The organism is Caballeronia choica (genome assembly GCF_001544535.1).
Taxonomy (GTDB): domain Bacteria; phylum Pseudomonadota; class Gammaproteobacteria; order Burkholderiales; family Burkholderiaceae; genus Caballeronia; species Caballeronia choica.
This window is the reverse complement of the sequence record NZ_FCON02000035.1, coordinates 1-21,240: the sequence shown is the minus strand read 5'-3', so window position 1 is coordinate 21,240 and position 21,240 is coordinate 1. Positions and strand designations below refer to the sequence as shown.

General features: G+C 63.2%; 16 protein-coding genes. 5 read left to right on the top strand and 11 right to left on the bottom strand.

Annotation, left to right across the window (positions count from 1 at the left end; all coding sequences use genetic code 11):
* Positions 1-18: 18 nt before the first annotated feature.
* The 8 genes from AWB68_RS17305 to AWB68_RS17270 form a co-directional block, all read right to left on the bottom strand.
* Positions 19-1,254, bottom strand: a complete 1,236-nt coding sequence (locus AWB68_RS17305; RefSeq protein WP_087645576.1) for an NAD(P)/FAD-dependent oxidoreductase — start codon at positions 1,252-1,254, stop codon at positions 19-21.
* Between the two features lie 168 nt (positions 1,255-1,422).
* A complete protein-coding gene (locus tag AWB68_RS17300; protein ID WP_087645575.1) occupies positions 1,423-2,595 on the bottom strand; it encodes a CaiB/BaiF CoA transferase family protein in 1,173 nt (390 codons plus the stop codon).
* Positions 2,592-3,458 (bottom strand): enoyl-CoA hydratase/isomerase family protein, encoded by an 867-nt coding sequence (locus tag AWB68_RS17295; RefSeq protein WP_087645574.1) that lies wholly within the window; start codon positions 3,456-3,458, stop codon positions 2,592-2,594. The genes AWB68_RS17300 and AWB68_RS17295 overlap by 4 nt, the downstream gene beginning before the upstream one ends.
* A gap of 83 nt (positions 3,459-3,541) precedes the next feature.
* On the bottom strand, positions 3,542-5,044 hold the full coding sequence (locus AWB68_RS17290) for an aldehyde dehydrogenase family protein (RefSeq protein ID WP_087645573.1): 1,503 nt from the start codon (positions 5,042-5,044) through the stop codon (positions 3,542-3,544).
* Positions 5,045-5,088: 44 nt separating this feature from the next.
* On the bottom strand, positions 5,089-6,231 hold the full coding sequence (locus AWB68_RS17285; RefSeq protein WP_087645572.1) for an acyl-CoA dehydrogenase family protein: 1,143 nt from the start codon (positions 6,229-6,231) through the stop codon (positions 5,089-5,091).
* A gap of 9 nt (positions 6,232-6,240) precedes the next feature.
* The gene (locus AWB68_RS17280; protein ID WP_087645571.1) at positions 6,241-7,194 is read right to left on the bottom strand and encodes a cupin domain-containing protein; all 954 of its coding nucleotides are present in this window, start codon (positions 7,192-7,194) and stop codon (positions 6,241-6,243) included.
* 62 nt (positions 7,195-7,256) lie between these two features.
* The gene (locus tag AWB68_RS17275; RefSeq protein ID WP_087645570.1) at positions 7,257-8,162 is read right to left on the bottom strand and encodes a fumarylacetoacetate hydrolase family protein; all 906 of its coding nucleotides are present in this window, start codon (positions 8,160-8,162) and stop codon (positions 7,257-7,259) included.
* Positions 8,159-9,838 carry an FAD-dependent oxidoreductase gene (locus AWB68_RS17270; RefSeq protein WP_087645569.1) on the bottom strand — a complete coding sequence of 560 codons (1,680 nt, stop codon included), beginning with the start codon at positions 9,836-9,838 and terminating at the stop codon, positions 8,159-8,161. The genes AWB68_RS17275 and AWB68_RS17270 overlap by 4 nt, the downstream gene beginning before the upstream one ends.
* A 580-nt stretch (positions 9,839-10,418) precedes the next feature.
* Between AWB68_RS17270 and AWB68_RS17265 the strand changes: the two genes are divergently transcribed.
* The 3 genes from AWB68_RS17265 to AWB68_RS17255 all read left to right on the top strand — a co-directional run bounded on the left by AWB68_RS17265 (position 10,419) and on the right by AWB68_RS17255 (position 14,968).
* Positions 10,419-12,074, top strand: a complete 1,656-nt coding sequence (locus tag AWB68_RS17265; RefSeq protein WP_087645568.1) for an MFS transporter — start codon at positions 10,419-10,421, stop codon at positions 12,072-12,074.
* An 81-nt stretch (positions 12,075-12,155) separates the two neighbouring features.
* The gene (locus tag AWB68_RS17260) at positions 12,156-13,628 is read left to right on the top strand and encodes an MmgE/PrpD family protein (protein ID WP_087645567.1); all 1,473 of its coding nucleotides are present in this window, start codon (positions 12,156-12,158) and stop codon (positions 13,626-13,628) included.
* A 107-nt stretch (positions 13,629-13,735) separates the two neighbouring features.
* Positions 13,736-14,968, top strand: a complete 1,233-nt coding sequence (locus tag AWB68_RS17255) for a porin (protein WP_235028385.1) — start codon at positions 13,736-13,738, stop codon at positions 14,966-14,968.
* A 220-nt stretch (positions 14,969-15,188) separates the two neighbouring features.
* Here the strand turns inward: AWB68_RS17255 and AWB68_RS17250 are convergent, their stop codons facing one another.
* The 3 genes from AWB68_RS17250 to AWB68_RS17240 all read right to left on the bottom strand — a co-directional run bounded on the left by AWB68_RS17250 (position 15,189) and on the right by AWB68_RS17240 (position 18,907).
* On the bottom strand, positions 15,189-16,151 hold the full coding sequence (locus AWB68_RS17250) for a 2-hydroxyacid dehydrogenase (protein WP_087645615.1): 963 nt from the start codon (positions 16,149-16,151) through the stop codon (positions 15,189-15,191).
* Between the two features lie 32 nt (positions 16,152-16,183).
* On the bottom strand, positions 16,184-17,587 hold the full coding sequence (locus tag AWB68_RS17245; RefSeq protein WP_087645565.1) for a sodium:solute symporter family protein: 1,404 nt from the start codon (positions 17,585-17,587) through the stop codon (positions 16,184-16,186).
* 114 nt (positions 17,588-17,701) lie between these two features.
* Positions 17,702-18,907 carry a mandelate racemase/muconate lactonizing enzyme family protein gene (locus AWB68_RS17240; protein ID WP_087645564.1) on the bottom strand — a complete coding sequence of 402 codons (1,206 nt, stop codon included), beginning with the start codon at positions 18,905-18,907 and terminating at the stop codon, positions 17,702-17,704.
* 54 nt (positions 18,908-18,961) lie between these two features.
* Between AWB68_RS17240 and AWB68_RS17235 the strand changes: the two genes are divergently transcribed.
* Together AWB68_RS17235 and AWB68_RS17230 are read left to right on the top strand one after the other, a co-directional pair.
* Complete coding sequence (locus AWB68_RS17235; RefSeq protein ID WP_087645563.1) at positions 18,962-19,732, top strand: FadR/GntR family transcriptional regulator; 771 nt, start codon at positions 18,962-18,964, stop codon at positions 19,730-19,732.
* Between the two features lie 72 nt (positions 19,733-19,804).
* Positions 19,805-20,656 carry a TraB/TrbI/VirB10 family type IV secretion system protein gene (locus AWB68_RS17230; RefSeq protein WP_087645562.1) on the top strand — a complete coding sequence of 284 codons (852 nt, stop codon included), beginning with the start codon at positions 19,805-19,807 and terminating at the stop codon, positions 20,654-20,656.
* Positions 20,657-21,240: the final 584 nt, after the last annotated feature.

The window sequence follows — 21,240 nt, the reverse complement described above, 5'->3', positions numbered from 1 at the left end:
GGCTTGGGCCGAGTCGGGTCAGCTCACTGCCCTTGCTGCATCGAGCAACGACTTGAACGCGACGCTTTCATCGATGAGCCGTTCAGAAGTCACCTCGATGCCTTCCGCAATCAGCTTCTTGCTGAGCATGAATTCCTGTGGCCGATTGATGCAGTCCGCCGCAACGAGCCTGCCTTCCCTGAGATAGAAGGCGCAAAAACTGCGGCCGGCGTTCCGGTCGCCGCGTACCACCACCTCGTCGTAGCCCAGATGCAGCCCGGCGATCTGCAGCTTGATGTCGTACTGATCCGACCAGAACCACGGCAACGCGCGATAAGGCTTGTCCTTGCCGCACAGGGCAGCGGCCGCGCTCTTCGCCTGCTCCGTCGCGTTGGGCACGGACTCGAGGCGGATATGGCCGTAATACGGCGACGGATGCATCGTGCAGTCGCCCACCGCGACGATGTCTGGGTCGGAGGTACGCCCGCAAGCGTCGACGAGCACGCCGTTATCGGTGGCGAGATTCGCTGCTGCGGCCAGTTCGACGTTGGGCGTCACGCCGATCCCGATGATCACGAGATCCGCCGGAAGATGCGTGCCGTCCGCACACACCACGCGCTCGACGCACGCGTCGCCTTCGAATCCGCTGACGGCCATGCCGGTGCGGATATCGACGCCTTCCTCGCGATGCACGCGCTCGAAGAATTCCGACACTTGAGGCGCGGTGACGCGCGCAAGCACGCGGGGCGCCATCTCCAGCACCGTGACCTGCATGCCGAGCTTGTTGAGCACGGCCGCCGTCTCGAGCCCGATATAGCCGCCGCCCACGATGACCGCCCGCCCCCCGCGCCGCACGCCCGACCGGATCCGGTCGATATCGGCGATGCTGCGCAGATAGTGCACGCCGGGGAGCGTCGAGCCCGGCAGCGTGACGGTGCGAACGCGCGTGCCCGTGCACAGGGCAAGCTTGCCGTAGCCGAGCTTTTCGCCGCCACGCAGCGTGACCGTCTTTCCCTTGCGATCGATCGATTCGACGCGCTCGCCAAGCCTGAATTCGACGGCGAAGCGCGCATAGACATCCGCCGTGCGGATCAGCAGTTCGTCTGCGCTTTTCTCGCCGAGCAGATAGGCTTTCGAGAGCGGCGGCCGGTGGTAAGGCAGGCGCGGTTCATCGCCGATCACGACGATGGGCCCCGTCCACCCTTCCTGCCGCAGGCTCGGTGCGAGCTGGGCGGCCGCGTGGCTTGCGCCGATGATGATGCAGGTGTCGTTCATCAGATGTCTCCGCTTGTTCTGCTTGTGCGTATGGACCTAATGTACCGAGCAACACGGCGGCATGGCCAATACTGTTTGCGGAGGTTTTCAGAGGATATTCCTCTTGTGAGGCAGGGCTTCTTCGACGCCTGACGGCGTTAAGCCGGGCGCCAAAGAACCCCGGAAAAACTAGCGACCGTCCAGAGCCGCCGATGGCCACACCGCACCTTCCGGCGTCAGCACATCGGCGTTGTGCTCACCGAGCATCGGCGGCGAACGCGTAATCTGCGTGGGTGTCGCGGAGAACTGAAGCGGATTGTTGATGACCTTGAACGCGCCGCCCTTCGGATGATGCAGCGTCTTGAGCAGCGTCTCCACGACATGCGGATCGCTGAACACCTCGGGCCACGTCCTGACCGCCCCGTAGATGGCGCCCGCAGCCGACAACGCCTTCTCCCAGTGCGCCAGATCCCGACTCGCGAAGATCTCCGCGAGCCGCGCATCGACGAGTCCGCGATTCGCGAGCCGTGCCGCCTTGGTCGCGAAACGGGGGTCGGTCTTGAGCTCGTTCGCGTCGAGCGCATCGCACAGGACTTGCCAGAACTTCTCGTTGATCGTGATGATCATGATGTCCCGGCCGTCCGCGGTCGCATAGGTGTTGTTGGGCACGATGTCCCAATGCTGGTTGCCCATGCGGCCCGGGGTGATGCCGGTCAGGTCGAAGTACACGTCACGCGGCACCTGGCTGAAGATGCTTGCGTCGAGCATCGACAAGTCGACGCGCTGACCCTCGCCCGTGCGTTCTCGCGCCTGCAACGCGGTCAGAATGCCGATCGTCGCGATCAGCGCGGTGACGAGGTCGGAGAACGGGAAGCCCGTCTTGAGCGGACCCGACTCTTCGGTGCCCGTCACCTGCATCACGCCGGACACGGCCTGGATCACCATGTCGAGCGCGGGCCGGTTCCGGTCGGGCCCCGTGCGCCCGAAGCCGGAGATCGAGCAATAGACGAGGCGCGGATTGATCTCCTTCAACGCCTCATATCCGAGACCCGCACGCTCGGTCAGGCCCGGCCGGAAGTTCTCGACGAGCACGTCCGCCTCGGCGGCAAGCGCGAGCGCCGCAGCGCGACCCTCGTCCGTCTTCAGGTCGAGCACGATGCCGCGCTTGTTGCGATTCACGCCGAGAAAGAACGCACCGTCTCCGCCCAGCGTCGTCTCGCCCGAGCGGCGAAACGGATCGCCGCCGGGCTGCTCGACCTTGAGCACGTCGGCGCCCGAGTCGCCCAGCATCATCGTGGCGAACGGGCCTGTCATCATCTGCGTGAAGTCGAGGATCCTGAGTCCCTTGAGCGCTGTGTTCATGCCTTGTCCTTTTCCACGTAAAAGGCTTCGCGATCATGATTCGACGCGCGCACACCCTTGTCGCGCCGCTGCTTCATGAAGTTGTATTCGTCCGCCTCGTAGCGCACGTTGGTCGCGAGCGCATGCAGCACGTGCCCATACGAGAACTGGCTCGTGATGCCGAGCGAATCCATCGCGAGGCTGGTGGCCGCCTTGCCCATGACAACGCCGTCGCGCGGCAGCCGCACGATGCGCTCGGCCCATTCCTCGCCTGCATCGCTGAGCGACGCAAGCGGCACCACCTTGTTCACGAGGCCGTTCGCGAGACACGTCGGTGCGTCCCAGACATCGGCCATCAGCAGCAACTCGCGCGCCTTGCGACAGCCCATCGTCATCATTTCCCACGCCGCGAAATACGCGGCCCCCGACAGCCCGAGTTTCTGCTCGGGATGCCCCATCTTCGCCGTGTCGGCGGCGATCACGAGATCGGAACCTTCCGCCAGATAGAGGCCACCGCCCAGGCAATAGCCCTTCACGAGCGAGAGCGTCGGCTTCAGGAACTTGAACACGCGTTCGAAGCGTTCGAGGTAGCGCTTGTCGTGCATGAGGCGCGCACGCTGGCTGGGCTTGCGCGGCCGGCCTTTGTCGTCGTACGTGGTTTCGCCGTACTCGGTGCCGACTTCGGCGAGATCATGGCCGGTGCTGAAGTCGTCTCCTGCGCCCTGCATGACGACTACGCGCACGTCGTCGTCGGCTTCGGCCCGGTCGTAGCATTCCATCAACTGGTCGAACATCGCGTTGGTGAATGCGTTCTTCTTTTCCGGGCGATTGAAGGTGATGTAAGCGCGGCCGTCTTTCGCCAGATAATCGATGCTGCCTGTCATGCTCTGTTCTCCTGGGCGCTCGCCTTGGCCTGGCCGAGCGCGACTAACGGTGGAAAGGGAAATCCCGCTGACGCGTGCGTGCCTCAGGTGTTGAGATTGATCGCGACCGCCTTGATTTCGGTGTACATCTCGATCGCGTCGAAACCGCGCTCGCGTCCCCAGCCCGACTGCTTGTAGCCGCCATAGGGCAATGCCGCATCCGGCGATGACAGCGCGTTGACATTGACGATGCCCGCTTCGAGCCGCCGCGCCATCTTGTGAGCGACGTTGAGATCCTTGGTCCAGATGCTCGCCGCAAGGCCATACGTCGTCGAGTTGGCGGCGGCGCTGATGCGCTCGAGGTCATCGTCGTCGCTGAACTTCATCGCGCACAGCACCGGGCCGAAGATCTCTTCGTCGTGAACCTTCATGCCCGGCTCGACGCCGGTCAGCACCGTCGGCTTCACGAAGAAGCCGCGTTCGCCTGTCGTGTCACCGCCTGCCGCGAGCGTCGCGCCCTGCTCCTGGCCGCTCGCGATATAACCCATCACACGATCGAGCTGACGACGCGAGATCACCGGGCCCATCTCAGTGCCTGCGTCCATGCCGTGGCCGAGCTTCATGCCGTTGGCACGCCGCGTGACGGCGTCGAGCACCTGATCGAAGGCGCGCTCGTGCACATAAAGTCGCGAGCCCGCCGCACAGATCTGGCCAGCGTGAAAGAAGATCGACGAACACACGCCCGCGGCCGCGGCTTCGAGGTTGGCATCCGGAAACACGATGACCGGAGACTTGCCGCCCAGTTCGAGCGATACCCGCTTCAGGTTTCCGCTCGCGGCCTGCAGAATGCGTCTGCCGGTTTCGCCGGACCCCGTGAAGGCGACCTTGTCGACGTTCGGGTGCGCGGCGATCGCAGCACCAACCGGATTGCCGAAGCCCGTCACGATATTGAGGACGCCCGGCGGCACGCCGGCTTCCAGCGCGAGTTCGCCGAGCCGCAGTGCGGTCAGCGGCGTCTGTTCGGAAGGCTTCATGACGATCGTGCAGCCCGCCGCCAGCGCCGGTGCGATCTTCCACATCGCCATGTTGAGCGGGAAGTTCCATGGAATGATCTGTCCGACTACGCCCACCGGCTCGCGCAACGTATAGGCGTGCCATTCGCCCGGCAGGGAAACGTTGGGCGTCTCGCCGCCCATCTTGGTGGTCCAGCCCGCCATGTAGCGCAGCATTTCGACGATGCCCGCGACGTCCCCGTTGCGGCACGCAGCAAGCGGCTTGCCGCTGTTGATGCATTCGAGTTGCGCCAGTTCGTCGGCATGGGTTTCGATCAGCGCGGCGAAACGCAGCATGATGCGCGTGCGTTCCGCGGGCGTCGTCTTGCGCCACGGTCCGGCGAACGCGCGGCGCGCGGCCTCGACGGCGCGATCGACATCGGTTGCCGAGGCTTCCGCCGCCGTGGCGATCACATTGCCCGTGGCCGGGTCGAGAATGTCGGTGCGTCGCCCGGAGTCCGACTCGACCATGCGGCCGTCGATCAGCAGGTGATGTTCCCGCGAGAGAAAGCTCCGCGCGGCTTCACCCAGGGCGGGATGAAAATGAGTCGTCATGTGAGTGTCCTGTTGTCGTGAATGAAAGGCCGTGAAGGTCGCGCTCATTTGCCCAGCAATTGCCGCGCAATGATGACCCGATGAATTTCGTTGGTGCCTTCCAGGATCTGATTCAGCTTCGCGTCGCGCATGAAGCGCTCGACCGGATACTCAGTCGAGTAGCCGTACGACCCATGCACCTGGACCGCCTCGAGCGCGACATCCATCGCGACGTCGGTGACATAGCACTTCACCATCGACGAGAGCAGGGTCAACCGGCTGGTATCGCCCGAGTCGATCTCCTGCGTGCTCGAATAAAGCAGCGTGCGGGCCGCCTCCACCTTCATCGCCATGTCGGCAAGCTTGAACTGGATCGCCTGGAAGTCCGCGATGCGCTTGCCGAACTGGCGGCGGTCCTTCGAATAGTTGACCGATTCGTCGAGGGCCGCCTGCGCGAGACCCAGCGACGAAGCCGCCACCGACGGACGATTGAGATCAAGGATCTTCATGCACGCCTTGAAGCCGCTGCCTTCCTCGCCGAGCAGGCAATCGGCGTCGATGCGCATGTTCTCGAAGAACACCTGATAGGTCGGCGAACCGTGCCGGCCCATCTTCACTTCCTTGCGCCCGATCTTGAGACCCGGTGTCTTCGTATCGACGAGAAACACGCTGATGCCTTCGTGTCCGCGCCCTTCCGCGGTTCGCGCGAACAGCAACATGTAGTTGGCCTGCGCCGCCCAGGTGATCCAGCTCTTCTGCCCGTTGATCACATACGAATCGCCGTCGCGGCGAGCAGTCGTGCGGATTGCCGAGACGTCCGAGCCCGCTTCGGGCTCGGTGATCGCCACGGCCGATATCGTGCGGCCGCGCGCCGCCTCGGTCAGATAGCGTTGCTTCTGCGCTTCGGTGCCGAAGTGCAGCAGCGGAAGAATCAGTCCGATGGAATTGTTCGCGCACAACGTCGATGCCGCGAGCGATGCCCGGCCGATCTCCTCCTTCGCGATGCAGACCGAGGTCAGGTCGCCGCCCGGGCCGCCGTAGGATTCGGGCACCCACATCTGCAAGAGGCCCAGGTCGCCGAACACTTCGACCAGTTCCTCGGGAAAGCGCTTCGTTTCCTCCATCTCGGCGACGAGCGGTCGAACCTTCTCGTCGGCTACCCTGCGGACCATGTCACGCAGCATGTCCTGCTCTTCGGTGAATTTCACAATGTTCTCCTAGCCTGCGTCGGTTTCAGTGCCCGTCACCTCGCGGAAGCCGAGGGCCTCCATGACGGGCTCGTCGCTTACGCGAATCAGTTGCGCCCACTCGGAGCGGCCTTCGATGCGGGACGTGTGCCATCCCGGGATCACGATGACATCGCCGCGCACGAGATCGACCACGCCGAGGTGTTCGACCGTCATGCGCACTTCGCCCGCCGTGACCGTGTAGAGGCTGTTGTCGATGCGCTTGCCGCGCACCTGTGTGTCGCCTTGCGCCAGGCCGATTGCCTGCAAGCCGATCGTCTTCAGGCCGCCTCGCGCAATATCGACGGTGCCCTGCGCGCGCATGCCCCGTTCGAGATCAACGCCCTTCGTGCGCAGCGCCGAATCCGGCTCGCAACGCGTGACCGGTTCATTGCGCTGCGGGTGGTCTTCGAAGTACATGCACTCCAGGTTCTGCACGAGCGGCACGTCGAGAAAATCGATCCAGAAAGCGGGCTCGTCGCCGAAGTTGCTGTGGCCGTGCCAGTGCCATGAAGGCGTCAGCACGACATCGCCCGGCGCGACTCCCACCTGCACGCCGTTGACGATGGTGAACGTCTCGCGTCCCGCGTCGAGGATCAGGCGCAACGCGTTGGGCGAATGCCGATGCGAACGCGCGGTCTCGCCGGGCAACACCAACTGGTATGCCGCGACGAGGTTGCGGCACGTCGGATAGATGTTGTCCGCGATCGGGTTGACCATGATCAGGTTGCGCCGCTCGGCCTGCTCGGGCGAGACGAACGAACACGCCCGGTCGAGCGCGGCCCGCGCGTCGGCATAACGCCACACGGCGGGCGCGAACCGGGGGCGCGGCACGGGCCACATCTGCGGCGCCTTCTTCGCCCATCCCGGCGACAGTGCATGCGCCTGCAGGTCCTCGAAAAAACCTGCGGGGGCCTCATTCATCAATGCAGCAGCTTGCGACATCGCTCATCTCCGTCGATGCGGTTTCGAATGCGTGGTGCCCGGATGCGGGCGATTGACGGGCGCTAGACGGCGAGGCTCGCCTTGTCGGCGTTCCAGACCGGGTGATCTCCGATCGTTCCGCGCGTCACGGGCAGCTTCATCGAACCCACCCCGTCGATGACGATCTCGAGCACGTCGCCCTCGCTCACCGGCCCGACGCCCGCCGGCGTGCCGGTCGCGATGATGTCGCCCGGTTCCAGCGTCATCACGGCGGAAGCCATCGCGAGCATTTCGGCGATGTCGACGATCAGGTTGCGCGTCGAGGCCGACTGGCGCTCCTCGCCGTTGACCAGAAGACGCATGGAGATGGCGTCGAAGTCGGCGATCTCATCGGCGGTCGTGATCCATGGGCCCGTCGGGCAGAACGTGTCGTAGGACTTGCGCATCACGCGCTCCTCCTTGCCCCGGACCACCATGTCGAGCAGGCACGTGAAGCCGAACACATAGTCGCGGAAGTCCTCTCGGGCGATGCCCCGTCCGCGCTTGCCGACGATGATCCCGAGTTCGCATTCGTGGTGGATCTCGCGGCCATCGAGCGGTGGCAGGACGATGCCGTCGGCGGGGCCACTCAGGCTCGAATTGGCCTTGAGGAAAAAGCCCTGGCCGCTCGCCTTGTAGGTCGAGATCACGCCACTGCCGGCACCGTGCTTCATCTCTTCGATATGAGCGTGGTAGTTCGCGGGGAACGCGATCACCTTGTTCGGCCATTGCACGGGCGCTTCCAGGCGGACTTCTTCGAGCGCCACGCTCGCGCGGGTACGCAGCGCATCCGCCAGCGCCGGACGCAGCGCAGGAAACTCCGCGATGAAGCGGACCATGCCCACCGGCGGCCACGCACCCGGGACGACCGCAGCCAGATCGCTCACATCGACGAGCCGCCCATCGCTCACGACGCCGATGCGCCCGTTGTCGAACGTAACGAGTTTCATCGCGCGACGGCCTCCTCTTGCGTCGTGGCGAGCGCGGCCAGCGGCTGCACGCCCCGCACGATATCGACGAGTGCATCGGCGTCTTCGGGCAGCGCATCGGCGCGCCATGCCACGTGGCCGTCGGGGCGCACCAGCACGAGCTTGCGCTCGTAGAGCGTGCGCGCACGGTCGTCGTCAAGGTCGACGACGGCAAGCGGCACACCCGCGCGCGCGGCCGCTTCCACCAGTTCCCGCACCGCGAGTGTCTTGTCGAAGCGCACCAGCACGAAGTCACGCCCGAACAGATCGAGCGTGGACTTCTCCGGTTCGAGCCACACATGCGGCGCACGATGCCCGGGGCGAGCTGTCTGCACGTAGGTGTTGACGGTGTCCTCGGGTTCCGTCGTGCCATCCGGCACGACGATCGACGACCCCTCATATCGGAAGCCGAGATGAATGCCGATCGTGTACCACTCGCGCTTCATCATGGCCGTATAGGCATCACCGAACACCTTGCGCGCCCGGTCGCCCTCAGGACCCGGCTCGAACACCGCCGGGCTCAGGCTCTGGCGCGGCGTCAGCATCAGCTTCAGGTTGTTGGTCGCCTCGTTGACGTTGCGGATCGCGACCGGCCGGCGCTCGAATTCATAGGTGTCGAGCAGATGCGCGCCGCCCCAGCCCTCGACCATCGCCTGAAGCTTCCAGCCGAGGTCGACCGCGTCCTGAATGCCCATGTTCATGCCGAAGCCGCCCGTCGGCGAGGTCAGGTGCGCGGCGTCGCCCGCGATTTTCACGCGTGCGGTGCCGTAGTCGTCGGCGACGAGCTGACGGCGGATCCACGGCATCACCGAGATGATCCGGAACTCGACATCGTCGCGCCCCACGGCGCGGCGGAATGCCTTCGCCACGTCATCCTCGGAGAGCGTCTGCATCGTGCCGTCGCCGACGATCGAGAAGCGCCACCAGTCGCGCCCGTTGATCGCAACGACCGTGCTCCAGGTGCCTTCGGGGCCGATGAAGATATAGCGGTAACCCGGCTTCTTGTCGTGCAGTTGTTCGAGACCCTTGCACTCGATGATCGCGTTGGTCGTATAGGTCAGGGCCGGCGTGCCGGTCATGCGGATGCCGAGCGCTTCCTTCACCCGGCTTGCGCCGCCATCGCAACCGACGAGGTACTGGCATTCGATCTCCTGTTCCTCGCCCGATTCGAGATCGCGCACGCGCACCGTCACGCCGTCGCCGCGCTCCTGATGGGAAACGTACTCGGTGGAGTAGCGCACCTGCACACAGCCACTTCGGCGGGCAAAACGCGTCAGTACCGGGTCGAAGAAGTTCTGCGGACACCGCTCGCGCTTTTGCGGGCTCTGCTCGGGCTTCGGTTCGTCACGCACGGTCGGAAACGATTCGCGGCCGAACTCGTAGCCGCCGTGCAGCTGCGAAACCCACGCGTAGTCCTGCGAGTAATCGCGGTTGTAGCCGGCGTTTTCAACGTCGTCGACGATGCCCCAGCGCCGGCAGAATTCCATCGTACGAATGCCGACCATGTCCATCTTGGGCTGGAACACTTCGCCGTCGCTTTTCTCGATCAAGATGCAGGGCACGCCCCGCCATCCAAGGTCGCCCGCCAGTGCCAGGCCCACCGGCCCCGCCCCAACGATGACCACCGGGGTACGTCCAACCGCATTCGCTTGCGCCATAGTTGATAGCTCCATCATGCATCGCATGTCGATTTGAACTGTGCGGTCCACCGGCCGGGCCGATGCCCGTGGTGTCGCGATCTGGAGCAACTGTAGCGAGCAAAGCGCTGATGCGGCCAATACTGTTTGCGGAGGTTTTGAGAGGATATTCCTCTCGTGCGACACCAAGTTTCTTCGTCTAAATGGATCGGAAAATCGTATTGGCGCCGCGTGGCGGTGCGTGTCTATCCTGTGGTCAACGGTCGGCTCAGCGATAGCCGGCTCAGAGAAAGACAAGACCCTTGGAGACAGATCCGTGAATACCCGACCCTCATCGACAAGACCTGACCGCCACATGCCAGCGGCTTTGTGCGTGCATCGTGCGCAGCGTCGATTCAAAGCCCTTCTCGCGTAACGCAAGCACCAGGCGGCCGGGAGAACTCGCCGGCACCGCAACCCGGATTCAGAAATTTGCCCGACGGTGCCGAGCCGGCCCTTGCCTGGCAGGCGCCGCTGTGCCCGTCTCTTCGCGCCTGCCACGGCCTGCTCCGCCGTCGCGCAAGTCTCGCCCATGCCAACCCTTGACTACAGGACCACCAAGATGACCCATGAACGTCCCTGGTATCGCTGGTACGTGCTATTCATCCTGACGCTCATCTACGCGTTCAGCTATGTGGATCGCCAGATCGTCACCATTCTTGCGCCCTATCTGAAGAAGGACATGGGCATCAGCGACGCGCAACTGGGCCTGCTCTACGGCACGTCGTTCGCGTTGTTCTATTGCGTGTTCGGCATCCCGCTCGCGCGCCTCGCCGACGGCTGGAGCCGCGTGCGAACGCTCGCACTCGGCCTGTCGTTCTGGTCGCTCATGACCGCCATGTCCGGCCTGTCGCGCAACTTCGCGCAGCTCGGTGTGGCCCGCATCGGCGTCGGCGTGGGCGAGGCGAGCGCGACGCCCGCGGCGGTATCGCTGCTCGGCGACTATTTCGAACGGGCACGCCGGGGCACGGTCCTCGCGCTTTATTCGGTGGGCGTGTATGTCGGAGCGGGCGCGTCGCTCGCGATCGGCGGCTCGATCGTCTCGTGGTGGGAGCACACGTATGGCAAGGGCGTGTCCGCACCGTTCGGCCTCAGCGGCTGGCAGGCTTCGTTCATCGGCGTAGGCGTGCCGGGCATTCTCTTCGCGCTGATCGTGCTGCTCACGATTCGCGAGCCGATGCGCGGACGGCTCGACGCCGTCCCGCCCAAGAAGGACCCGCACCCGTTCGCTCACGCACTGCGCGATCTCGGCGCGATGGTGCCGCCCTGGAGCTGGATGCATCTGGGCAAGCGAAACGCGGCGCCGCGTGAGTACGTCCGCAATGCGACGTATCTGCTGCTCGCGATCATCCTCGTCGTGCTCGCCACGATGGGCACGAACCATGTGCTTTCCGCCAGCCGCAACGTCCAGATCGGCTCGGTCTTCGGCTTCGCGATCACGAGCAACCTGATCCAGTGGCTCGCCATCGCGATTGCCGTCTACGTGTGCTCGAACTGGTATCAGGCCACGCGTCTCGGCGACCCTTCCGCGCATCGGCTGATCACCGGTTCCAAAACCTTCGCGGCGGTGACGGTGGCGGGTGCCTTCCTCGCATTCGCAATGAACGCGGTGAACGGCTTCGTCTTCGTCTATGCGAGCCGCACGCTCGGATTGACCGCCGAAGCGGGCCTGCGTCTCGGGATCATCGCGATCATCGCCGGAGGCGCGGGCATCACGATCAGCGGCTATCTGTGCGACCTTGCCAAGCGCAAGCATCCGTTCGGCCGGCTGTATTTCGTGTGCTTCACGGCGTCGTTCTTCACGGCCGCCAGCGTCGTGCAGTACCTGACGCACAGCGCCACGGTCTTCTATTGCGCCTACGCGGTGGCGACCTTCTTCGTGCCGATGTGGTTCGGTCCGCTTCAGGCCACCACGCAGGACCTGGTCATCCCGCGTCTGCGCGGCACGGCGTTCGCGGCATTCTCGCTCGGACCGAACATCTTCGGACTCGGGCTCGGGCCGTACTGCGTGGGCCTGTTGAGCGACGCATCCGGCGACCTTCGCTTCGCGATCCTGTGCGCGCTCGGCGTGCTGCCCATCTCGGTCATGTCCCTGCTGGTGGCGAGCCGGTCCCTGCTCGACGGTGAAGCCGCCGCGCGCGCCGAACTCGCCGCCGTCGACGCGACCCTCGTGGACGACGAAGTGGCAGTCGTCCCCGAGCACCAACTGATTCACTGAGCGCGTTCGGGGCTTCGCGCTTGCAGCACCGGGCGCGATGGGACCCGAACAAGGTGCAACCCTGAAAGGAGCAGCGTCGACATGACCAGCCTGACACAAAGACTCGCCGATTTCGTGAGCCGGACGCGATTCGAAGATCTCCCGCCATCGGTGGTGCGCGAATGCAAGCGCCTTCTCCTCGACACGATCGGCTGCGCTTTCGGTGCGGTGCGCACTGAAAGCGGACGCATCGCGCTCGACTACGTGGACATGCTCGGCGGCAAGCCCGATGCGACCGTCATCGGCACGACGCGGCGCAGTTCGGCCACGGCTGCGGCTTACGCGAATGCGCGCCTGGCAAACGTCCTCGATGCAGACGACACGTTTCCCACGTCCACCCATTTCGGCAACGCGACGGTGTTCTCCGCGCTCGCGCTCGCCGAACTGCATGGCCGCAGCGGACGCGACCTGATCACCGCGATCGCGGTGGGCTTCGATCTCGGCGCGCGCATCGGAAGCTGGATGGGTGCGCCGATGCAGATCGAGAACGGCAAGGTGATTGGCTGGAACGAGCTGGGCGGACCGGCCGCGACCATCACGTGGGCGGCGATCGGCGCATCGGCAAGTATCGCGGGGCTCGACGCGAAGCAGGCGAACCACGCGTTCGGCATCGGCGGCAGCAACTCTCCGCAGCCCACGCTGCGCAAGTGGGCGGAGTCGGTCGAGCAGCCCATGTACAAATACGCCGATGCCGGCTGGTGCGCCGAGATCGGCGTCTCCGCGGCACCGCTCGCGCGGCTCGGCAGCACGGGATTCAAGGACATTCTCGATGGTGAGAACGCATTCTGGAAGTTATATGGCTCGCCCAGCCACGACGACGAAGCGCTGATGGCCGGTCTCGGTTCCGACTGGCAGATTCTCAACACCACCTACAAGCCGTGGCCGTGCTGCCGATGGATCCATCATCCGCTCACGGCGTTCACGACGCTGTGCGCCCAGCACGCGCTTCGACCGGAAGACATCGAGCGGGTCATCGTGCGGGCCAACCCGTTCGCGTTGACGCCGATCTTTCGCGAGCAGCAGCCGCGCGATCCGCTCAGCGCTGAATTCAGCCACGCGCACGCCCTCGCGGCCGCCGCCCACGACGTTCCCGCCGGACCGCTCTGGTACGCGCCGAAGACGATGAACGATCCGCGCATCGCGGCCTTCCGCGAGCGTGTGACGGTCATTGCCGAGCCGAGCTCGTCGAATATCGCGGAATGGATGACGGGCGGCCAATGGCGCGGCGTGCCGGGCGGTGTCGACATCCATGCACGCGGACAGGTTTTCAGCGCGACCGCCGATCACGCGATCGGCGACCCGTGGACGGCTGCGACGCTTTATACCGACGAGCAGATCGAGCGCAAGTTCAAGGTGATGGCAGGTCTCGATGCACGAGGCGAAGGTTCCCCGGCACTCGCAGACGCGGCACAGGCGGTGATCGACGCCGTGACGACGCTCGATGCGGGCCCGGTCGGGCGCATCTCCGGAAGCCTCTCGGTGCTGGCACGCTCGATGGATGAAGCGGCGCGCTAGCGGATCACGACGGCGGATCAGCGCTCGGTGGCCCAGCGCTGAGTGGATATGACACGGTTTCCCGAATTTCATCGTAATCACAACATGACGCGAACCAGGAGACAGACTTGAAGCTTGCTAAAACATTGATTGGAGCCCTCACACTGACAGCGGGCGGCGCGGCCTTCGCACAGAGCAGCGTCACGCTCTACGGCCTGCTAGACGAAGGCGTGAACTACACGAACAACGTTCAAACCGCGCGTGCAGGCGCTCCGAATGGACGCACCGGCGCGAGCCAGTGGTCGATGTCGAGCGGGGTTTTGCAGGCATCGCGCTGGGGCTTGCGCGGCAACGAGGATCTGGGCGGCGGCTACAAGGCCATCTTCGTCGTGGAAAGCGGCTTCGACGTCGGGACCGGGAAGCTGCAGCAGGGCGGCACGTTCTTCGGACGGCAGTCTTATGTCGGGCTGACCAGCTCGACGCTCGGCAACGTGACCCTCGGGCGGCAGTACGACTCCATCGTCGATTCGATCGGCCCCATGCAGGCAGGCTCGTTCGCGATGGGCGCATTCGCCGACCACCCAGGCGACATCGACAACGTGGCCGACGTCGTGCGCATCAACAACTCGGTAAAGTACACGAGCCCGAACCTCGCGGGCCTGACGCTCACCGGCCTGTACAGTTTCGGAGGCGCCCCCGGCTCGTTCGGACGCAACAGCATCTACTCGCTCGGCGGCCACTACGACATCGGATCGCTCAGCCTCGCTGCCGGTTACCTGCACATCAACAATCCGAACCAGTCGTTCTACGGCAATACCGCGGCCGGGTCTGCCACGGCGAATAACCTGGGATCGGTGACCGGCGTGCAGACGAACCCGATCTATGGCGGATTCGCCTCTGCCGGCAAGGAACAAATTTTCTCGTCGGCCGCGCAGTACACGCTGGGCGCCTTCATCGTGGGGCTCGGCTATTCGAACATCCGCTTCCAGGATCTCAACGATCCAGCGTCGGGCAACCTGGCTCTCACCAATCCCTTCCGATACACCGGCACGGCCGCGTTCAACAACTACAACGTCTACGCGTCCTACTTCATCACGCCGGTGCTTCAGTTCGGCGCGTCCTACAACTATCTGCGCGGCGGCTCGGTCAACGGCAAGGACAGCGCCGCGTACCAGACGATCAACACGGGTATCGACTACTTCCTGTCAAAGCGCACGGACGTCTACATCATGGGCGCGGTCATGAGAGCGTCGGGCGTGGATTCGACGCAGCAGGCGGCCGTTCCCTATTTCGTGACGATGACGCCGTCGAACATATCGACTCAGGTGCTTGCCCGCGTCGGCATACGCCACAAGTTCTGATGCGTGCATCGCTTGGTTCCACGGAAACCGGGCCGTCATGCGTTGCCGGCCGGTTTTCTCTGCGGAAGATCCTGTTCGAGCGCGGTGGCGGAGCCCGGGCGCCTGACAATGCATTTCTGTCTTTCCCGTCATAAGCAAAGGTTGACCCTTTATATACAACGCTACAAGCTAATCACGCGCAACCTTCAACAAGCATTTCGGCGGCTGCTCGCTCATTGTTTTAGACCGGCGTCAGGAGCGGCGCTCCCCGGGCCATCGCATCGATGTTCGCCAGTACAAGCTGCGCCATTGCCTCGCGCGTTTCCCTCGTACCGCTGCCAATATGCGGAGTCAGCAGCACGTTGTCGAGTTTCGTCAGCGCTACCGGCACATGAGGCTCGTTTTCGAAAACGTCCAGGCCCGCGCCAGCAATCTCACCGCTGGTCAACGCGCCGACTAGCGCCGCCTCGTCCACCACGGAACCCCGGGCGACGTTGACAACAATGCCTCCCGGTCCCAAGGCCTGGAGTACGCTCCGGTCAACCAGATGCCGCGTGCTGTCGCCACCAGGCAAGGAAAGTATCAACACATCCGATACCCGCGCGAGGTCGATGACTGAACCGTAATACTCGTAGGGCAGATCGCCCTTCCGATTCGGGCCGTGATACGCGACCCGCATGCCGCACGCGATCACGCGCCGCGCAATCTCACGCCCGATTCCACCCATGCCGACGATTCCACAGAGCTTCCCGCCGACCTTTGTGCCGAGCGGGAATTTCTGCGCGACCCAACTGCCTTGCCGAACGAAGCGGTCGCCTTCGGCAATGCGTCGCGCTATCCCCAAAAGCAGACCCAGTGCCGTATCTGCCACGCATGCATTCAGCACATTGGGTGTGTTCGTAACGGCGACGCCTCTCCTCTTCGCGGCATCCACGTCGATCGGGTCGACGCCCACCCCGAAGCTTGCGACAAGCTCCAGCTTTGGCAGCGATTCCATGAGCGCCTTGTCCGCGCCGATAGCACCACTGGTTGCAAGTACTTCGAAGCGCATTCCATGCTTGGACAGGAACTCGTGCCTGTCTGTCTGCTCCCATAGCCGCGCCGTTTCATAGTCGCTTTCGAGGCGCTTCATCAGATCGGGATGTAATGGGCCTGCGATCAGTACGTTGATCCGTCGCCTGTCAGGTGTGGTTGAATCTGTCATCATCGAATCCCGCGTCAAGTTTTTAGAGCAGCTTAGGGTCGTCTAACTGTGGCCAGTTCTCGTCCACGCTGCCGCACTTTAAGCATCTGGCTGACTGTCATTGCGGCGACTGGCGCACCGAGAGCGAAGTAGGAACTGTCGACGCCGTAGGGGTTGCCCGCGACGAACCACGAGATGGTTGTGACTATCGACAGCACGATTCCTGTCAGGGCGCCTCTTGGCGTGCCAAATCGCGGAGCGTAGAAGCACAGGAGGATCATGACCGCGAGGGTGGCTCGCAGAGACTTTCCAAGAAATGCGATCAACAGGATCTTGCTTGCGAAAAGCGCCAGGACCAGCGGAATCAGTCCGATAACAACCGTGCTGATGCGAATAAAGCGCAGGGACGCTCGATCGCCCTTCCCAGCTTTGAAGTGCGGTTCATAGAAATCTCGCAGGAGCAGGGTCCCCGAGGCAATCGTGCTTGCGGAAATGCCGCCAAAGAGCGCTCCTGCCAGTCCAATCACGACGATGCTCGCGGCGAGCGGTGGCATGTGGGCAATGAGAACCGGAAAGGCGTCGATTGACTTTATCCCCGGATACAGGAAGGCACTACAAACGCCGATCAGCGCAACGATTGCTCCGAACGGCATCATCAGCGCGGAAACATAATAACAAGCGCGTCGCGCCCCCTTATCATCGGGCGTAGTGACGATGCCCTGGATGACATACTGCGTCGCAAAGATAGAACCAATGCCCGCGATCATCCATGCGAAGATCTGAGACACCCCCACTCCCGAGAGGTCGAACATACGGGAAGGAAGGGCCGTTCGCAGATGCGCGTAACCACCCGACTCCGTGAGCGCGAAGGCAAGCGCCAAAACGATGCCCAGGTACTTGATCGCGGCGTTCAGCGTGTTCGTGTAGATGACGGATCGAAATCCTCCGACTGTCACGAAGAAAATTGCGACGATCCCCACGATCACCGTTGCTATTCCACGGTCGATCTGCATCACGGCACCGAGCACCGCACCCCCGCTCGCATACAATGCGACCGCGACTACGTTTAGCGAAAAGATGGTGAGCAAAGACGCGGCGTAACGCACGCCCTTACCATAGGTCTGCTCCAGGATTGCTGAGATGGTGTTCAACTTTGTGCGACGGTAACGGCCGACGAGCAGTACGCCCAGCAGCAGGAACCCCATCGACAGCGCGACGAGATTCCAGGCAGCGGAGATCCCATCCTCGAAGCCCTTCTGTGCCGTCCCTATACTTACCGAGCTTCCGATGAATTCCGACAGCATCAGTGCCGCGATGAGCCATGGAGCAAAGGCTTTGCCGCCCTCAGTGAAACCCGCGCTGCTCGATGCGTGCCGGCGAACGCTATAGCCGATGAAAGCGACCAACGCGAAATACAGCGCCGTGACGCCAATGATCAAAGTGGTTCGTGCTAACACTTTCTGTCTCCAGTTTGAAAGTGCGACAAATCTCGGGCAGCCGCTCTCTATGCGCAGGTCCGGATGCGCAATCGCCTTTCAGGTGCTTGGGGCTTTGCCAGGGATGCTGTCAGATCAACGGGATGCTCGGCTCTCGCGAACAACCGCACCCTCAGTCTCTCGAACTTCGGGCAATAGCGCAGTGCCAAGACCCGGGTCCGTGGGCGCCAGCGCAATGCCCTCGCGAATGACCGGCAAGCGGTCGACGATTTCCGGATACCAACTCGCAAGTGATGCTCGTACCACCTCCTGAAAAATTGCAGTGGGTGCATGGAGGGAAAGGTGCAGGCCAGCCATCAGCGCAACTGGACCCGTGCAGTCGTGCGGCGCAAGCGGTTTGGCATGAGCCTCGGCCAGCGCGGCGATTTTGCGCGCCTCGCTCAGTCCGCCACACCAGGTAAGGTCGAGCATGACGACATCGAGCGCGTCCGCGGCCAGGATGTCGCGAAAGCTTTTCACGCCTGCGAGGTTTTCGCCGCCGCAGATCGGCGCCCGTGTCTGCCGGCGAAGATCGGCCACGGCGCTGAAGTTGTCCATTTTCTTGATGGGATCCTCGACCCATAGCACATTGAACTCGGCGAGCGCGTCGCAGATTCTCGCGGCCGCTCGTGAACTCCAGAGACTATGCAGTTCGCACATGATCTCGATACGGTCTCCGACCGCTTTTCTGACTTTTCGAAACGGCTCGAGCCCGGTGTTCAAATCGACGAGACTAATGTGATCGGGGCTCGTCATCGCGAAGTCGTCGAAGGGCCAGATCTTCATGGCGCGGTAGCCTTCGGCCAGAAGACTCTCCGCGAGCGCGCCGGCATCGCGCATGAACGCGAGTTGGTCGTCATAGGGTCCTGCGCTTTTCTCCTTCGAATCAATGCTTCGACGTGCGCCCAGGGAGGTATTGAATTCATATCCGGCACACGTGTTGTAGACGGGAATTCGATCGCGCATCGCACCGCCGATCGCCACATGCACGGGCACGCCCGCGCGTTTGCCCGCCAGATCCCATAACGCGATATCGACCGCGCTGGCGGCGCGCACCTCCGCGCTGCTGCTGTTGAATCCGACATACGAGCCCATCAACTCATGCGTGATCGCGGTGACATGCTCGGCGGAGCGACCCAGTATCGCCGGCGCGACGAGTTCGTGCAGCACGGCCTCGACGGCTTGCGCACCACGAAAGGTCTCACCGAGGCCAGTGAGTCCGTCATCAGTCTCGATTTCGACCCAAATAAGTTTGGGCCGCTTGGGCAAGCGAATGGTGCGGACGTTGGTGATCTTTGGCATGGTGCGAAAACTCGCTGTGGTGTGACTGTGAACCGATTCTGTGGGCCTCCCTTTATGCTGTCAATTTTATCTGCTAGTCTGTCTGACAGGTTTATCGACTTCGGAACTGCCATGTATTCGCTTCGCTCCTCCTCTCAGATTCCCGTGCATACCCGTGACGAATACGCGTACGATCAATTGCTTGCGTTGATCGGAAGCGGAGACCTCCAGGCGGGGGCACGCCTGCCGGGCGAACAGACGATGGCCGAGCGCTTCGGCGTATCGCGTCCCATGCTTCGACAGGCGCTTGCGCGATTGCGCGCGGAAGGCAAGATCTCTTCGCGCAAGGGCTCAGGCCACTACGTCAGCGCCAGGGAACCTTCGTCCCAGATCCTGTCGTACGCGACACTGGGAAGCATTCCCGACGTGAGGAGTTTTCTGGAGTTTCGCCGGAGCCTGGAGGGCGAGAGCGCCGCATGCGCCGCGCAAGTCGGCGACCGTCTCGCCATTTCGAAGCTCAAAAAATGCCACGCGAGAGTGGGACAGGCGTTCTCGGCTGGCGAGTCCGGCATTGACCAGGACATAGCCTTCCATATGGCGGTAGCGCAGGCGACCGGCAATCGTTTTTTTGCGCACACGCTGGGCGCGCTTCTGGAACAGATGAGCTTCAGCATTCGCCTCGTCAGAGATCTCTCGGGCGCGAGCCCGGTCGCGCCGCGTCGTCAGGCGGTCCTCGACGAACATGCACAGATCGTCAATGCAATCGATGAGGGCGACGCGGACCGAGCGCGCAACGCGATGCGAGACCATATCGAAGGCGGCATCGCACGTCTGTTCAACACGTGAGCGAGTGAGAAAACGCTTGCGGATCCACTACCGCGCGCTATCTCGCAGGCGCGCAATGCAGCACCCGACGGTATGCAGTCTCAACTGGCGATACTCGGCTCCGGGCTGACGCACACCAGTCAAAGTAGCGCGACGGCGCAACGCAACGCGAACTGGCTGGAGACTCGGGGCAAGGACCACCAGCAGGATGCGCCGCTGATACCGGTGCCAGCCGATTCACCATACATGGTGATGGGGGGCACTGCAATACAAACGGTCGCCCTCCAGGGGGCAAACAGCGACATGCCAGGCACCTTTCGCGCGATGGTCGACCGCGACATCTACGACAGCATCAATGGCACCTGCAGATTGATCCCCAGGGGCACTCGGATTATCGGGGTCACGAGCAACGACGTCGCCGTGGGTCAGGAACGCATGCTGATCGCCGCGACCCGCATGATTTTCCCGAACGGCGCGAACATGCGTCTGGATGGCTTAAGTGGCGCTGACCCCAACGGCGAGGCCGGAGTCACTGCAGGCGTCAACAACCACTTCTTTAAAATTTTTGGGTCGGCCTTCCTGATCGCCAGCGTCGCCGCGTGGATCGGACACAACCAGGCTCAACCAACCGGGACGACGATCAACATCAACGGCGGAACATCCAATACGTTGACGTCGGCAGCAGCGCAGTCGCTGTCGCAAACCACCCAGACCATTCTCCAGCGCAACATGAATATCCAGCCGACGCTAAGACTGGAACCCGGCCAGCGCATCACGATGATCACGAGGCGCGATATGAAATTGCCCCCACCTTCGTCGATGGAAGTTGTCTGCTGTGAAACCGGCTCGTCGCAAGCCGCTGCTGCATTCGCACTCGTCGCGTCGTGTGCGACGTTGCGCGCGCTCGCCTTCTTCGCGGCCCGCACCGATTACCCTGTAACGTAGAGAGAACGTTCTTGAAGCGATCCAGCAATGAAACGGGGAAACCGCTTCGCGATTAACTCTTTTCCGGCCTATCAGATGAGTGGCAGTTGATCGGCCATTGCGGTCATACGGTCATCGCCAAGCGAGCGGCAGGTATCCGGTAGTCAACAGACGTTGGCACCAGCATAGTATCGACGGTCAGCTTTCGAACTTTTCGACTACTATGCTCAGATGGTCGATCGCTGATGGCGCCGACCAAGCATGGCAAGGTGAGCGAGCGAAGATCCGGACATCGTTCTAATCCGCGGATGCAGTGGTGGGCCCACTTCTGGAGATCACCATCGACATCGTTCGTCGCTCCCACTGCACCGTCAGGCGGCACGAGATTGTTGTGCCGGACGCTCCCGGCGGCACGTTGTCCCGCAGCAGCATCGGGCCCCGTTCGGACAGCAGCGGAACTACGAGGTCTGGGTAAACGTCGACTAGCGTGGGCCGTCAAGCCCGAGCGTTCAAATCCCACACTCGACCAGGACGTAGGTCGAGAAATCTCCCCACTCGTTTTGCACCCTGTTAGTGGGAGCGCGTTGGATGGGCGTCTGGTTTCT

Excerpts from the sequence above, each read along its gene's own strand:
- AWB68_RS17235 (WP_087645563.1), top strand. The coding sequence starts at position 18,962 with ATGCTGTCAATTTTATCTGCTAGTCTGTCTGACAGGTTTATCGACTTC.
- AWB68_RS17265 (WP_087645568.1), top strand. The coding sequence starts at position 10,419 with ATGACCCATGAACGTCCCTGGTATCGCTGGTACGTGCTATTCATCCTG.
- AWB68_RS17290 (WP_087645573.1), bottom strand. The coding sequence starts at position 5,044 with ATGACGACTCATTTTCATCCCGCCCTGGGTGAAGCCGCGCGGAGCTTT.
- AWB68_RS17260 (WP_087645567.1), top strand. The coding sequence starts at position 12,156 with ATGACCAGCCTGACACAAAGACTCGCCGATTTCGTGAGCCGGACGCGA.
- AWB68_RS17250 (WP_087645615.1), bottom strand. The coding sequence starts at position 16,151 with ATGACAGATTCAACCACACCTGACAGGCGACGGATCAACGTACTGATC.
- AWB68_RS17280 (WP_087645571.1), bottom strand. The coding sequence starts at position 7,194 with ATGTCGCAAGCTGCTGCATTGATGAATGAGGCCCCCGCAGGTTTTTTC.
- AWB68_RS17300 (WP_087645575.1), bottom strand. The coding sequence starts at position 2,595 with ATGAACACAGCGCTCAAGGGACTCAGGATCCTCGACTTCACGCAGATG.
- AWB68_RS17295 (WP_087645574.1), bottom strand. The coding sequence starts at position 3,458 with ATGACAGGCAGCATCGATTATCTGGCGAAAGACGGCCGCGCTTACATC.
- AWB68_RS17305 (WP_087645576.1), bottom strand. The coding sequence starts at position 1,254 with ATGAACGACACCTGCATCATCATCGGCGCAAGCCACGCGGCCGCCCAG.
- AWB68_RS17240 (WP_087645564.1), bottom strand. The coding sequence starts at position 18,907 with ATGCCAAAGATCACCAACGTCCGCACCATTCGCTTGCCCAAGCGGCCC.
- AWB68_RS17230 (WP_087645562.1), top strand. The coding sequence starts at position 19,805 with ATGCAGTCTCAACTGGCGATACTCGGCTCCGGGCTGACGCACACCAGT.
- AWB68_RS17270 (WP_087645569.1), bottom strand. The coding sequence starts at position 9,838 with ATGGCGCAAGCGAATGCGGTTGGACGTACCCCGGTGGTCATCGTTGGG.
- AWB68_RS17275 (WP_087645570.1), bottom strand. The coding sequence starts at position 8,162 with ATGAAACTCGTTACGTTCGACAACGGGCGCATCGGCGTCGTGAGCGAT.